Source organism: Streptomyces sp. NPDC042346 (assembly GCF_055581845.1).
The window spans coordinates 226,886-240,210 of record NZ_JBVJEH010000002.1 but is presented as its reverse complement, the minus strand read 5'-3'; the positions used below and the strand labels follow the sequence as shown (position 1 = coordinate 240,210).

The 13,325-nt window shown below is 73.7% G+C and carries 14 protein-coding genes; 9 read left to right on the top strand and 5 right to left on the bottom strand.

What is annotated here, in order from left to right; translation table 11 throughout:
- Positions 1-14: 14 nt before the first annotated feature.
- Positions 15-854 carry an ABC transporter permease gene (locus ACZ6K0_RS09725; RefSeq protein WP_469234047.1) on the bottom strand — a complete coding sequence of 280 codons (840 nt, stop codon included), beginning with the start codon at positions 852-854 and terminating at the stop codon, positions 15-17.
- On the bottom strand, positions 851-1,759 hold the full coding sequence (locus ACZ6K0_RS09720; protein ID WP_469234049.1) for an ABC transporter ATP-binding protein: 909 nt from the start codon (positions 1,757-1,759) through the stop codon (positions 851-853). Before ACZ6K0_RS09720 ends, ACZ6K0_RS09725 begins: the two co-directional genes overlap by 4 nt.
- A 134-nt stretch (positions 1,760-1,893) precedes the next feature.
- On the opposite strand from ACZ6K0_RS09720, the gene ACZ6K0_RS09715 reads away from it, so the two are divergent.
- The 3 genes from ACZ6K0_RS09715 to ACZ6K0_RS09705 all read left to right on the top strand — a co-directional run bounded on the left by ACZ6K0_RS09715 (position 1,894) and on the right by ACZ6K0_RS09705 (position 4,748).
- Positions 1,894-3,342, top strand: a complete 1,449-nt coding sequence (locus ACZ6K0_RS09715; protein WP_469234051.1) for a sensor histidine kinase — start codon at positions 1,894-1,896, stop codon at positions 3,340-3,342.
- The gene (locus ACZ6K0_RS09710; RefSeq protein WP_469234053.1) at positions 3,339-4,097 is read left to right on the top strand and encodes a response regulator; all 759 of its coding nucleotides are present in this window, start codon (positions 3,339-3,341) and stop codon (positions 4,095-4,097) included. The genes ACZ6K0_RS09715 and ACZ6K0_RS09710 overlap by 4 nt, the downstream gene beginning before the upstream one ends.
- 147 nt (positions 4,098-4,244) lie before the next feature.
- The gene (locus ACZ6K0_RS09705; protein ID WP_469234055.1) at positions 4,245-4,748 is read left to right on the top strand and encodes an NUDIX domain-containing protein; all 504 of its coding nucleotides are present in this window, start codon (positions 4,245-4,247) and stop codon (positions 4,746-4,748) included.
- A gap of 62 nt (positions 4,749-4,810) precedes the next feature.
- On the opposite strand, the gene ACZ6K0_RS09700 is transcribed toward ACZ6K0_RS09705, so the two are convergent.
- Positions 4,811-5,332 (bottom strand): AMIN-like domain-containing (lipo)protein, encoded by a 522-nt coding sequence (locus ACZ6K0_RS09700; RefSeq protein WP_469234057.1) that lies wholly within the window; start codon positions 5,330-5,332, stop codon positions 4,811-4,813.
- Positions 5,333-5,433: 101 nt separating this feature from the next.
- On the opposite strand from ACZ6K0_RS09700, the gene ACZ6K0_RS09695 reads away from it, so the two are divergent.
- The 3 genes from ACZ6K0_RS09695 (at position 5,434) to ACZ6K0_RS09685 (ending at position 6,919) form a co-directional block, all read left to right on the top strand.
- Positions 5,434-6,042, top strand: a complete 609-nt coding sequence (locus ACZ6K0_RS09695) for a DUF6629 family protein (protein ID WP_376406484.1) — start codon at positions 5,434-5,436, stop codon at positions 6,040-6,042.
- Between the two features lie 30 nt (positions 6,043-6,072).
- The gene (locus ACZ6K0_RS09690; RefSeq protein WP_376406482.1) at positions 6,073-6,294 is read left to right on the top strand and encodes a hypothetical protein; all 222 of its coding nucleotides are present in this window, start codon (positions 6,073-6,075) and stop codon (positions 6,292-6,294) included.
- Between the two features lie 127 nt (positions 6,295-6,421).
- A complete protein-coding gene (locus ACZ6K0_RS09685) occupies positions 6,422-6,919 on the top strand; it encodes a peptidylprolyl isomerase (protein WP_376406480.1) in 498 nt (165 codons plus the stop codon).
- Positions 6,920-7,378: 459 nt separating this feature from the next.
- Here the strand turns inward: ACZ6K0_RS09685 and ACZ6K0_RS09680 are convergent, their stop codons facing one another.
- Both ACZ6K0_RS09680 and ACZ6K0_RS09675 read right to left on the bottom strand, forming a co-directional pair.
- Complete coding sequence (locus ACZ6K0_RS09680; RefSeq protein ID WP_376406478.1) at positions 7,379-7,636, bottom strand: type B 50S ribosomal protein L31; 258 nt, start codon at positions 7,634-7,636, stop codon at positions 7,379-7,381.
- A gap of 197 nt (positions 7,637-7,833) precedes the next feature.
- Positions 7,834-10,485 (bottom strand): SpoIIE family protein phosphatase, encoded by a 2,652-nt coding sequence (locus ACZ6K0_RS09675; RefSeq protein WP_469234060.1) that lies wholly within the window; start codon positions 10,483-10,485, stop codon positions 7,834-7,836.
- A 178-nt stretch (positions 10,486-10,663) separates the two neighbouring features.
- On the opposite strand from ACZ6K0_RS09675, the gene ACZ6K0_RS09670 reads away from it, so the two are divergent.
- The 3 genes from ACZ6K0_RS09670 to ACZ6K0_RS09660 all read left to right on the top strand — a co-directional run bounded on the left by ACZ6K0_RS09670 (position 10,664) and on the right by ACZ6K0_RS09660 (position 13,264).
- Entirely contained in the window at positions 10,664-11,428 is a 765-nt protein-coding gene (locus tag ACZ6K0_RS09670; RefSeq protein WP_469234062.1) for an alpha/beta fold hydrolase, read from the top strand.
- A gap of 237 nt (positions 11,429-11,665) precedes the next feature.
- Positions 11,666-12,532 carry a universal stress protein gene (locus ACZ6K0_RS09665; RefSeq protein ID WP_469234345.1) on the top strand — a complete coding sequence of 289 codons (867 nt, stop codon included), beginning with the start codon at positions 11,666-11,668 and terminating at the stop codon, positions 12,530-12,532.
- A 132-nt stretch (positions 12,533-12,664) separates the two neighbouring features.
- On the top strand, positions 12,665-13,264 hold the full coding sequence (locus ACZ6K0_RS09660) for an LURP-one-related family protein (protein ID WP_376406472.1): 600 nt from the start codon (positions 12,665-12,667) through the stop codon (positions 13,262-13,264).
- Positions 13,265-13,325: the final 61 nt, after the last annotated feature.

Here is a 13,325-nt window from a genome sequence, read left to right as displayed (position 1 = left end):
CGGCCCGTGCGGCGCTACTGGTCCCTGCGGCGCACCGCGAGCACGGTCACCACGGCCGCGCCCAGCGCCCACAGCGCGTACACCAGCCATGCCGCACCGGTCGTCCACGGGTACAGGACCTCGCCGAACCCCGCCGGCACCAGCCGCCGCCACGCGTGCAGCGGCGTCGCGTGGGCCAGCACAGCCGTGAGGTGCCGCCGGTCGGAGAGCACCGACGGCAGCAGCAGGAGCAGCACCACCGAGCCGACGATCGAGATCGCGCTCTGCCGCAGCAGCGCGCCCAGCGCCATCCCGACCAGCGCGCAGACCGGCGCGAGCAGCGCGGACGCGACGACGATCCGCAGCGCCCCCGGGTGCGTGATCGGCAGACCGGCACCCCGTACGTCCAGGATCGCCTGCGTCGACCAGAACGAACCGGCCGCGACCACCGCCCCGAAGAGCGTCTGCACGGCCGCCACGACCAGTACCTTCGCCCCCGTCACCGAGCTCCGCGCCGGCACCGCCGCGAACGTCGTCCGGATCAGCCCGCTGCCGTACTCGCCGACCACCGCCACCGCCCCCATGGCGGCGCTGCAGAGGATCAGCACCATCTGCGCGTTCCCCGTGAACGCGTCCCACAGCGCCATGCCCTGCTTCACGAAGGCGGCCTGGCTCTCCGCGTCGTACTGGAACCAGTACCGGTAGTGGTCCCAGGCGGTTCCGGCGTTGAAGGCGACCACGGCCAGCGCGCTCAGCAGCAGCGTCCAGCCCGTGGACCGCAGCGACCACAGCTTCAGCCACTCCGACGCCACCAGGTCACGGAAACGGGCACGCGGCTCCACCACGGAAGCCGTACGCACATCGAGGGCGGTCATCGGGCGTCTCCTGCCACGTATTCGACACTGTCGGCGGTCAGTTCCATGAACGCCTCCTCCAGAGAGGCGGTACGGGTGGTCAGCTGGTCGAGCAGCAGCCGGTTCTCCAGCGCGAGCGCGCCGATCCGCGCCGCGGGCAGCCCCGTCACCGTCAGCCGACCGTCCTCCTCCGTCACTTCCGCCCCCTCCGCGAGCAGCAACGGCGTCAGCGCCGACGGATCCGGCGTACCGACCGTCACGCTCAGCCGCGCTCCACGGGCGGCGAACGTCGACAGACTCTCCGCCGCGATCAGCTCACCCCGGCCGATCACGACCAGCTCGTCCGCCGTGTGCTCCATCTCCGTCATCAGATGGCTGGAGACGAAGACCGTGCGGCCCTCCGCGGCAAGGCGCCGGAACAGCCCCCGCACCCACTTCACGCCCTCCGGATCGAGCCCGTTGAGCGGCTCGTCGAACAACAGCACCGGCGGGTCGCCGAGCAGCGCGCCGGCGATCCCGAGCCGCTGCCGCATCCCGAGCGAGTACCCGCCGACCCGGCGCCGGGCCGCCCCCGCGAGCCCGACCTCGTCGAGCACCTCGTCGACCCGGGAGAGCGGGATGCGGTTGCTCCGCGCGAGGACCGCCAGGTGCGCCCGTGCGGTCCTCCCGTCGTGCACGTCACCGGCGTCGAGGAGCGCGCCGACGTGCCGGAGGCCGCGCGGCCGGTCCGCGAAGGGCCGCCCGTCGACCGTCACCGTGCCGCTCGTCGGTGTGTGCAGCCCCAGGACCATCCGCAGCGTCGTGCTCTTCCCCGACCCGTTGGGCCCGAGGAACCCGGTCACGACGCCCGGCCGGACGGTGAACGTGAGGGAGTCGACAGCGGTCTTGGAGCCGTAGCGTTTGGTGAGTTGCCTGACTTCGATCATGTGCACCACCGTGCCGCGCGGAGGCCTTCCGGGGCATCGGACCAGCAAGGACACTCGGCGGGCCGCACGGTCACCCCGGGGTGTACACCCCCGGTCCGATGTCCCGGCAGAGGACGGCCCTCTACGATCACCGCATGTCCGCCACCCCGTCAGCACCCTTCTTCAAGAGGCTCACGCCCGGTGGGTGGGCCGCCGTCGCCTGGGCCGCGGGCATCGTCTTCACCGCCCTCCTCCGGATCAGCGTGCCCGGCCAGGAGGGGCCGGACGTCCTGCCCGGCTTCGTGATCCTGCGGTGGGACGGCCTCCTCATGCTGGCCGTCGCCACGCTCCTCACCCTGCGCGGCAGCGCCCTTCTCGCCCGTCGCCCGACCGCCGCCCTGCACTACCTCCTCGTCGCCTCGGTCATCGCCTCCACCCCCCTCGGTGTCACCGCCATCCCCTTCGCCCAGTACCTCGCGGTCGACGTCGCCCTCTACGCCATCGCCGCGGCCCGCCCCCGCCGCGAGGCCTGGCGGGCACTCCTGCTCGCCCTCGGCCTGATCGTCGTGTACCTGGCGGTGCGGCTGCTCTCCGGCTGGAGCGCCGGCACCACGAGCGGTCTTGCCGTGGGCCTCACCGCCCTCGTGGCCTGGCTCCTCGGCCGCTCCGAGGCGCAGGCCCGGGAGTACGCCGAGCAGAGCCGCGCCCAGGTCGCCGAGCAGGCCGTCACCGCCGAACGGCTCCGCATCGCCCGCGAGATGCACGACACGGTCGCGCACAGCATCGGCATCGTGGCCCTCCAGGCGGGTGCGGCCCGGCGTGTCATCGACACGCAGCCCGAGGGCGCCCGGCAGGCCCTCGCGGAGATCGAGACGGCGAGCCGCGAGACCCTGGCGGGACTGCGCCGCATGCTCGGCGCCCTGCGCACCGCGGACCAGGCCGACGCGACCTTCGCCGACCGTACGGAGGAGGCGTTCCGTACGGAGACGGCGGTGGAGACGGCGACGGCAACGGGGACGGCGGTGGAGACGGCGACGGTTACGGGGACGGTTACGGGGACGGGGGCGGGGACGAGGACGGCGGCGCACGGCGAAACCGCGCCCGGGACCGGCGTCGGGACCGGCACCGGGACCGAGGGCGGCCGTGCCGCCGAGCCGCCCGGACCGGCCCGGCCGCGCGCCCTCCCCGAGATGCCCGGCCTCGCCGCGCTCGACCGGCTCGCCGAGGTCACGGGGGCCGCCGGGGTCCGCATCGCGGTCCGGCGGGTCGGCGCCCCGCGCCCCCTGCCCCCGGACATCGACCTCTCCGCGTTCCGTCTCGTCCAGGAGTCCGTCACCAACGTCGTGCGCCACTCCGGCGCCGACACCTGCACGGTGACCGTCGACCACCGGGACCCCGAGGCCGTCGCCGTCACCGTCGAGGACCGCGGCCCTGCTCCCGGCAGGGAGCGCGAACGCCCCGGCGGAGGCTCCGGCTACGGCCTCGCGGGCATGCGCGAGCGCGTCGCCCTGCTGCACGGAGAGTTCGCCGCCGGCCCCCGCCCCGGCGGCGGCTACCGCGTCACCGCCCGCCTTCCCCTCCCCACAGGAGCCACCGCCCGATGAGCGAGTCCACCGTCGAGCAGAACCCCGGCACTCGGTCCGCCGCCGAGCAGCCCGTCGTCAAGCAGTCCGCCGCCGAGCAGCCCGCCGACGTCGTCGGCCCCGTCCGTGTCGTCCTCGCGGACGACCAGCCCCTCGTCCGCACCGCGCTCCGGATGGTCATGACGGACACCGCCGACCTCGTCGTGGTCGGCGAGGCGGCGAACGGCGCGGAGGCCGTCCGCCTCGTCGAGGAGACCGGCGCCGACGTCGTCGTGATGGACCTGCGCATGCCCGGTACCGACGGCATCGAGGCGACCCGCCTCGTCACCTCGGGCCCCACCGGCGCCCGGGTCGTCGTCCTCACCACCTTCGACGACGACGACCACGTCTACGGGGCGCTGCACGCCGGGGCCTCCGGCTTCCTCGTCAAGGACATGGCCCTGGACGACATCCTCGCCGCCGTCAGGATCGTCGCCGCCGGCGACGCCCTCATCGCGCCCGGCGTCACCCGCCGGCTCATCAAGGAGTTCACCGGGCGCCCGCACCGGCCTGCCGCCGCACCCCGTCGCGGCACCGAGGGCATCACGGACCGCGAACGCGAGGTGCTCACCCTCGTCGGCAGCGGCCTCTCCAACACCGAGATCGCCGCCGCGCTCCACATCAGCATCGCCACCGCGAAGACGTACGTCACGCGCCTCCTCTCCAAACTCGACGCCCGTGACCGCGTGCAGCTGGTGATCATCGCGTACGAGGCGGGCCTCGTCTCCGTGGCCTGAGCCGGCCCGCCCGACCAGGATCGCCCGACCCGGCTCGCCTGCCCCGGTGATCACACGATCCGGTGATCTCCCCGCCACGGGCGGGGCGGCGGCTCCCGGGCCGATTGGATGGAGGAATCCCATCGGCCCGTCGAAAGAGAGCCGCCCATGGCGAACATCTGGCTGCCGCCCGTCGAGTACGTCGCGACCCTGCCGAGAGCGACCGCGTACGCCTGCCTGTACTTCACCGACACGGGCGGCCGCCCGTTCCAGCTCCGCGCCTCCTACCGCGCCGAGCTCTGGCAGTGGCCCGGCGGGAACATGGACCCGGGGGAGACCCCTTGGCAGACGGCCGTGCGCGAGTGCCACGAGGAGACCGGCCTCGACTTCACCGGGGAGCCGCGGCTCCTCGGTACCCATTTCACGACCGACCGGGGCGAGGAGTGGCCGGCCAACCACATCGGCTTCATCTTCGACGGCGGCACGCTGACGGACGAGCAGATCGCCGCGGTCGTCCTGGACCCCGACGAGCACAGCGAGTACAGCGTGCGCTCCCTTGAGGAGTGGGAGCGCGAGATGACGCCGTGCGAGTTCGCCCGCCTCGCCGAGATCGACCGGGCCCGCAGGACCGGATCGACGGTGTACGTGGAGACCGGCACCGCCGCGGACTGACCAGGGGGTGGGGCCGTCCGCCCGGGCGGCCCCACCCGTGCCGGTCCGTCCGTCGTGACGTCTCAGGCCCGGCAGCCGACCGGGTGGGCGACGTCGATCACGAGGCGCTCCGGGGAGTGCAGCGTGAAGGTCTTGTAGGCGGGCTTGGTGTCGAAGGCGGCCCCGACCGTGACCACCCCCTCGAAGTCGCCCGTGAGCGCGAGCCCCTTGAGCGCGGGCAGATGGATCTTCAGGAGCCGCGGCCCCTGGTAGACGTTCCGCCCGCTGTCGTCGTGGGCAGCGGCGGGGGAGAGCGTGATCTGCAGGAAGTACGTACCGGCGAGGGGGACCCGCTGCCCCGAGCCGTCGTAGTGCAGCGCGCTCGCCTGCCGCACGGTGACCGGGGGCACGCCGCCCCGTATGTCGATGACGATCCGGTCGAAGCCGGTGTGTCCGCCCCAACGGGCGTTGACGACCTGGGCCGTGGTCGGTGGTGTCGAGGTGCGGGACGGGGCGCCGGAAGCGCCTGCCGGGATCGTGGCGCCGATCCCGGCGGTCAGAAGGATCCCTGCGGCGACGGCCGCGAGAGTGTGACGGTGATGCATGACGTCCCCCAATTTCTCCTGCTCCGGGGACAAGTGGTGTCACTGGCAGAGACATCCACCACAACCATACGGTTCCGCCATATATGCGGTAAAAGTGCGTTATGTGCTGGAGCGCGACGGCCGACCTCTGGGCGGGCCTCGGGATCACGGCCGTCGGCCTGGCCTCGGTCGCCTCCGTACGCCGTGCCGGGGACGCGCCCCTCGCCGCCCTGCCCCTGCTCCTCGGCGCCCACCAGGTCGTGGAGGCCGCCGTCTGGCGCTCCGGCGGGGGAGCGGGCCCCGCGACCCTCGCCTGGGCCGTTATCGCGCTGCCCCTCCTGCCCGTCTGGGTCCCGGTCGGCGTCCTGACCGCGGCGCGCCCCGTCGACCGCCGGCGCCTGTCCGTGCCGCTCGCCGCGGGCCTCGCGACCACCGCCGTCCTCGCGTACCGCCTCGCGACCCGCCCGGTCACCGCCGAGATCCGCGGCCACACCCTCGGCTACGTCGTCGACCTGCCGTACGCGGCCCTGCTCATCACCGGCTATCTCCTCGCCACGGTCGGCGCGCTGCTCCTCGCCCGCGACCGGATCCTGCGCCTGCTGGGGCTCCTGACGGGGGCCGGAGCGGTCGTCTGCGCGCTGCTGTGGAGCGCGGAGTTCGTCTCCACCTGGTGCGCGCTCGCGGCCGTCGCGTCCGTGGTGCTCCTCGTCTGGGTCCGAAGTCGGGCGTAACCCCTCGGCGCCTCAGTAGTTGACCAGGGCATGAAGAAGCGCAGCATGCTCGCCATCGCCTCCCTCGCCGCAGGCGTCGTCACGGCCCTCATCACCCCGCCGCCGCACGCCAGCGCCGCGGAGAACCCCCTCGGCGGTGCCACCGGCCTCCTCCAGGAGGACCAGGGAGCCGAGACCGTCACCCAGACAGTGGAGACCGTCCAGGGAGCCGGGTCCGCCCTCCAGACGCCGAAGGCCGGCGGACTGCTCTGACCCAGGGGCCTGTCCGCGCCGTCCGGCGCCCCGCGCCCCCACGGGTGGCGCGGGGCACCGGCGCGCCGCGACACGGGAGGGGGTGGCCCGTGCGCGCGCCGTGCGCGAGTAATGACAGGATGTCCCCATGAGCGACAACGTTTACTTCGACATCACCATCAACGACGAGCCGGCCGGCCGGATCGTCTTCAAGCTGTTCGACGACGTCGTCCCGAAGACGGCGAAGAACTTCCGCGAGCTCTGCACCGGCGAGCACGGCTTCGGCTACGCCGGCTCCCCGTTCCACCGCGTCATCCCGAGCTTCATGCTCCAGGGCGGTGACTTCACCCGGGGCAACGGCACCGGCGGCAAGAGCATTTACGGCGAGAAGTTCGCCGACGAGAACTTCCAGCTGAAGCACGACCGCCCGTACCTGCTCTCGATGGCGAACGCCGGCAAGAACACCAACGGCTCGCAGTTCTTCATCACCACGATCGTCACCGACTGGCTCGACGGCAAGCACGTCGTCTTCGGCGAGGTCGTCGAGGGCCAGGACCTGGTCAAGAAGATCGAGGGCCTCGGCTCCTCCTCCGGCGCCACCAAGGCCACCATCAAGGTCGCCGAGTCCGGCGTCGTCAAGGTCTGACCAGGCTCTTGACCCGAGGCCGGATCAGCAGCACTGGGATCAGAAGCACTGATCGGTAGCCTCCGCGGAGCATGAGCCGAGGGCCCGTGGCCCTCGCTCGCCCGCACGGCGGGGCAGGGGAGCACCGTCCACAGGACGCACGGCTCCCCGCCCCGGCCGACGCGGCAGCCGGCCCCGAGCACGGGGCCGCTTCGCCTCAGGCGAAGGCGAACGCGTTCCGCTCAGGAACCGCACCAGGTGCGACCGCGCCTCCGCCGCGCTCTGCGCCACGAACTCCACCGGTTCGCCCACGGCCCCGGCGAGAGCCCGCGCCTGCTCGCGCGGCGACACCGCGACAGGACCCGTCAGGACGTACGTACGCCGCGCGTGCGCCGGATCGCGCAGCGCCGCAGCGGCGACCTCCGCGATGTCCGCCGGGTCCACCACCGGCAGCGCCACATCGGATTCCTCAGCGGCCGATCAGCTCGCCCGGCCCTCCTCGCCGAAGCGGCGCTCGAACTGCGCGATCCGGCCCTCGGAGTCCACGGTCCGCGCCTTTCCGGTGAAGAAGGGGTGGCTCTCGGAGGAGATCTCCACGTCGATCACCGGGTACGTGTTGCCGTCGTCCCACGCGATGGTCCGCTCGCTGGTCGCGGTGGACCGGGTCAGAAAGGCGTACCCGGCCGACCGGTCCCGGAAGACCACGGGTCCGTACTCGGGCTGCTTGTCCTGCTGCACGTGTCCTCCTCGGGCTTGCGCCCTGACTCGTCCGCCCGACGTGAGCGTCTCGGCTCGTCCGGCCTGATCCGGCACGGGCACCCTCAGCCTCCCCGGGCATGGGCCGACCGACCAGCGCCACGGGCCCGACCGGGTGACGGCCGGGGACGTGCTGCTCCTCGGCCAGGGCGTCCCGCTCCTCGGCCGGGACGTCCTGCTCATCGGCTCTCCGGCCAGCGGGCCGCGAGCAGCAGAGCGATGTCGTCCGGCCTGGCCGTGGCCTGCCGGGCCTCCCGGATCAGCCGGTCCGCCGCCTCCGGGAGCGCCATCGAACCCGTCGCCGCGAGCGCCTGCCGCAGGCTCTCGATCCCCTCGTCGATGTCCGTGCCGGGCCGCTCGACCAGCCCGTCCGTGAACAGCGCGAGGACGGCGCCGGGCGCGAGCCGCAGCCGCGTCACGGGGTACGAGGCACGGTCGTCGACCCCCAGCACCACCCCGCCCGCCAGCTCCACCAGCTGCGACGTCCCGTCCGGGTGCAGCAGCAGCGGCTGCGGATGCCCGGCCCGCACCGCCCGCACCTCTCCCGTCCCCGGGTCGAGCAGCACGTAGCAGCAGCTCGCGAACTGGCCGGGATCCAGGTCGATCAGGAGCCGGTTCGTGCCCCGCATGACGTCCTGCGGCCGATGGCCGCCCAGCGCGAAAGCCCGTACGGCGCTGCGCAGCTGACCCATCGTGGCCGCGGCCGCCACCCCGTGCCCCTGGACGTCGCCGATCACGAGCGCCAGCCGGTCATGCGCCGTCTCGATCACGTCGTACCAGTCGCCGCCCACGTCCATGCCCTCGGTGCCCGGCAGGTAGCGGCCGACGGTGTCCACCCCGGCCCGCACGGGCAGCCGGTGCGGCAGCAGCGCGTCCTGGAGCCCCCGCGCGACCGCCGACTCCGTGTCGTAACGCTGCGCCCGTGACAGGGCCTGTGCGATCAGGCCCGCCAGGGCGGTGAGCACGGTCCGCTCCTCCGGGCTGAACGTGCGGGGGCGGTCGAAGCCGAGGATGCAGGAGCCCACCGGCCGCCCCGAGGCGATCAGCGGCAGGAAGGCGCGGGCCCCCGTGTGGGTGTCGAGCGGGAGACTCGGGTACGCCAGCCTCAGCTGGTCCATCGACTCGAAGAAGAGCGGTCGGCCCGTCGTCAGGGTCTCCACACCCGGCACGTGGGAGTCCAGCGTGACCCCGTCGAAGGGTTCCAGGAAGCCCGGCGGAAAGCCCGTCTCCCAGGCCAGATACAGGCGGCGGTCGCTCAGCAGATAGATCGCCAGCTGCCGCCCGCCGAAGGCCGGCAGCAACTCCTCCGTCACCACGGCCGACACCTGGCGGGCCGTCACGGCCTCCGAGAGGGCGATCGCCAGCGCCACCGGCCGGTACAGGGCCGCTGCCCGGTCACCGCCGCCCCCGAGACCGTCGTCGTCCGCCCGGTCGGGACGGCGCGCCCCCGTCGGGCCGGTCGGCGCCCCGACGACCGGCGGCGCGTGCGGTGCTCCTTCCGGGGTTCGTTCCTGTGCTCCGGCCGGTGCTTCGACCTGCCCTCCGGCCTGTGCTCCGGCCTGGGCGAGGCCCGTGGGCTCCTCCTCCGGGATGAGCACCATGGTCACGCCGTCCCGTCCCGGATGCAGGGAGACGGTGAGCCACCGTCCCCGCTCCGGACGGGCCAGGAAGCGCACCGTCTCGTCGGAGAGCAGCGCGGCCCGGAGCTGGTCCTCGTGGAAGGGGAGCCCGAACCAGGGCAGCGCCTCCCACAAGGGCCGCCCCGCGAGTGCGCCGCGCGGCCGGCCGAGGAGCCGCTCCGTCCGTTCGTTGAGGTACGTGATCCGGCCCAGCCGGTCGATCGCCAGGATCGCCCGCGGCAGCCGGTCCGTGGCGTCCGAGCCGACGAGACCCGTCCCGAGGTCGACGAGCGTGCCCGCGAGCCGGCCGCCGGTACGCGGGTCACCGGGCCGTTCCGGCGTGTTCTGCCGGGCCCTGGCCGACACCTCCAAGAGGTGCAGTCCGCCGTCCGGACCCCTCAGCCGGATCCTGCGCACCGTCGGCCGTCCGTCCTCTCCCGTCGCCTGCAACGCCGCCGCCCACAGCGCGTACGCGTCCTCCGGATCCAGCCGGGAGGTGAGCACCTCGATCGAGCAGGGCGAGACCGCCCCCGTCCCGAGGATCTCCCGCAGCCCGCCGTCCATCGTGACCGTGCCCGAGTCCAGGTCCCAGTCGAAGGAACCGAAGCGCACGGGAGGCGCGGAACCCGACGACAGCTGCACGCACACCGGGTCACCGGTCCACTCGACCGCGGTCCCGTGCGCCGCCAGGCCGGCCAGCGTCTCGCCGAGCCGGCGGGCGTCGCCGGCCATCCGCCCCCGGTCGCGCGCGCTCACGGCCTCGCCCGGCCTCGGCGCCCGCAGCGCCACGAGCACCCCGAACCGCTCGCGGCCCGCGATCACGGGCGTGTACAGCGAGGCGAAGGGGAACGGCAGGCTCGCCACCAGCTGCGGGAACCGCCGCATCGCGTCCTCGACGTCGGCCAGATGGACGGCCTGCCCCGAGCGGTGGACCTCCGCCACCGGGAACGGCCGGTTCACATGCATCCGCCACCACGGGCGGAACAACGGTCCCGGGAGGCCCACCAGCACCGCGAGCCGCAGCAGGCCCGGGGTCTCCGACCGCAGGTACACCCCGCCCGCGTACCCGCCGACCGCCTCGACCGCCCGGAGCGCCGCCTCCGCGAGCGCCCGCGTCAGCGCGCCGGAAGAGGTCCCGTCGGCCCCGGTCCCGGAAGGGCGCCCGGAACCGTCCGCCGCCGGGCCGGGGCCGGACGTGCCGTGCGAGGTCACACAGCCAGGATGCGCCCGCGGCGAAAGACCCCGCATCCCGGACCCCGTGCGTGACACCCCCGAGCCTCGTGTGCGCCGCCCGGCCTTGTTGACCGCACGCGTCCGCACCGTCACACTCGGTCGTCGACCATCGCCGCCGCAGACGCGCGGCGCCACCACCTCGCTGCCAGGGGGCACGATGACGGGCCGGGTTCTTCCGTACGACGTTCAAGGCGAAGGGCCCGCACGGGCCCTCGTGCTGCACAACTGGTTCGGCGACCGGACCAGCTTCGCCCCGCTGCGCGACCATCTCGACCCCGCCGTCGGCACGTACGCCTTCGTCGACTGCCGGGGCTACGGCGAGGCCCGTGACATCGAGGGCGCCTACACGATGGAGGAGGTCGCCGCCGACGCCCTCGCCGTCGCCGACGACCTCGGCTGGGACTCGTTCTCCGTCATCGGGCACTCGATGGGCGGCAAGGCCGCACAGCTGATGCTGCTCGACGCGCCCGGCCGCGTCCGCTCCCTCATCGGCGTCTCACCCGTCTCCGCCGCGGGATTCCCGCTCGACGGGGAGACCTGGGAGCTCTTCGCCGGGGCCGCCGACTCCCCGGCGAACCGGCGCGCGATCATCGACAACACCACCGGCGGCCGGTACGACGACGCCTGGCTGAAGGCCCTCGTCGACCGCTCCGTCAGCCGCTCATCGGCGACGGCCTTCCGCGCCTATCTGGACTCCTGGTCCGGTCCCGACTTCCACGAGCGCGTCCGCGACAACCCCACTCCCGTCCTCCTCGTCGTCGGCGCCCACGACCCGGCGCTCGGCTCGGAGACGATGGAGGCGACCTGGCTGCGCTGGTACCCGAACGCGCGCCTCGAAGTCCTCAAGGACGCCGGCCACTACGCCCCCGAGGAGACCCCGCAGGCCCTCGCCGAGGCCGTCGAGGCCTTCCTCGCCGCCTGACGGGACCTTCCGCGGTGTCACCGGGGACTTCCGTCCCGGGTGACACCCCGGCCGCCGGGCACCTGACCGGTGAAAGGGTGCGCTCGCGCGCCGGCCGGAGGACGGGAAGGCGGAGGACACGTGGTGGGACGGGCCGAGAAGGAGCAGGGCACGGGCGGACGGGACGCCGAGGACGGACGCGCGGCCGAGGGCGGTCGGGGTGCCGAGGGCGTTCGTGGTGCCCAGGACCGGGGTTCCGTGCTGGTCGGGACGGACGGCTCCGACTCGGCGCTGCGCGCCGTGGAGACCGCCGCCCACGAGGCACGCGCGCGGGGCACGCGACTGACCGTCGTCCACGCCTTCATCTGGCCGCTGCTCAAGGTCTCCCTCGGCCCGTCGCCGTACGGGCCGCCCGACGGCGGTCTGCGGCAGCAGGCCCAGGAGATCGTGGACAGCGCCGTCGCGCACGCGCGCGGGTGCGCACCCGGCATCGAGGTCACCGGGGAGATCGTCACGGGCGAACCGCTCACGATCCTGGCCGCCCGGTCCGCCTCCGCCGACCTGGTGGTCGTCGGCAGCCGCGGCACCGGGGCCTTCACCGGCCTGGTCCTCGGCTCGGTCGCCGTCCACCTCGCGGCCCACGCCGACTGCCCCGTGCTCGTCGTCCGGGGCCGTGAGAAGCCGAGCGGGCCCGTGCTGCTCGCCGTCGACGGTTCCCGTGACGCGGACGCGGCCGTCGACTTCGCCTTCGCCGAGGCGGCGGCCCGCGGCGCGGAGCTACGAGCGGTGCACGTGTGGAAACCGTCCTCGGGACCGGCCGATCCGACCCCGCTCTTCCACGGGACGGAGGAGATCCGCGGCGAGGAGGAACGCGTCCTCGCGCAGGCGCTCGCGGGGGCGACGGCCAGGTGGCCGGAGGTGTCCGTCGAGCGGCGCCTCGTCCGCGGCAGGACCCGTCCCGTCCTGCTGGAGCAGAGCGCCGACGCCCAGCTCCTGGTGACGGGAGCACGGGGCCGGGGCGGCTTCGCGGGACTGCTCCTGGGCTCCGTCAGCCAGGCGCTGCTGCACCACGCCGAGTGCCCCGTCGCCGTCGTCCGGGCCGGCTCCGAGGAGCCGCGCGGCTGAACCGCTCCGAAGGTCTTCGCGACCGACGACTTTCGAGGACAGCGGCGTGCCCCTTCCACATCGGATCATCGTGCTCACATCCCCACGGGACGGTCACCGACGGACCGTCCAGGACCGGCAGGAGCACCACCGATGGGCCTCGCACAGTCGCAGCACCGCTTCCTGGTACGGCAGAAGGTCACCCTGATGGCCAACCGCTACCTGGTGCACACCATGGGCCCGGACGGCGAGGAGGCCGAACTGGTCGCCTTCGCCCACCAGAAGAGGATGGCCCTCAAGGAACACGTCACGTTCTACACCGACGAGTCCCGGCGGCAGGTCCTCTTCACCTTCCGGGCCCGGCAGGTCATCGACCTCGGGGCGACCTACGACGTCCACGGCGCCTCCGGCACGCGGCTGGGCGGCTTCCGCAAGGACTTCGGCGCGTCCCTGCTGCGCAGCACCTGGCACCTGAACCGGGCCGGGGCGGAGACGCGGGAGTCGACCGGTCAGGAGCGGAACCGGACCGTGGGGCTCCTGCGGCGAGGCTGGGAGTTCCTCCCGTTCACGGACCTGCTCCCCTTCGTCGTGCCGTACCACTTCGACTTCGCCGAGGCCGGACGGCACGTCATGTCCGTCGAGAAGCGCTTCGGAGTGCGCGACCGGTACGTCGTGGACATAGCCGACCCGGAACTGGACCGGCGGCTCGCGATAGCCCAGGCCGTCGCCCTCGACGCCCTGCAGTCCCGCTGAGCTGTCCCGGCGAGGCGACCCGTCTACCCTGGAGGGACGGGCAGGGGACGGGACACGGCGT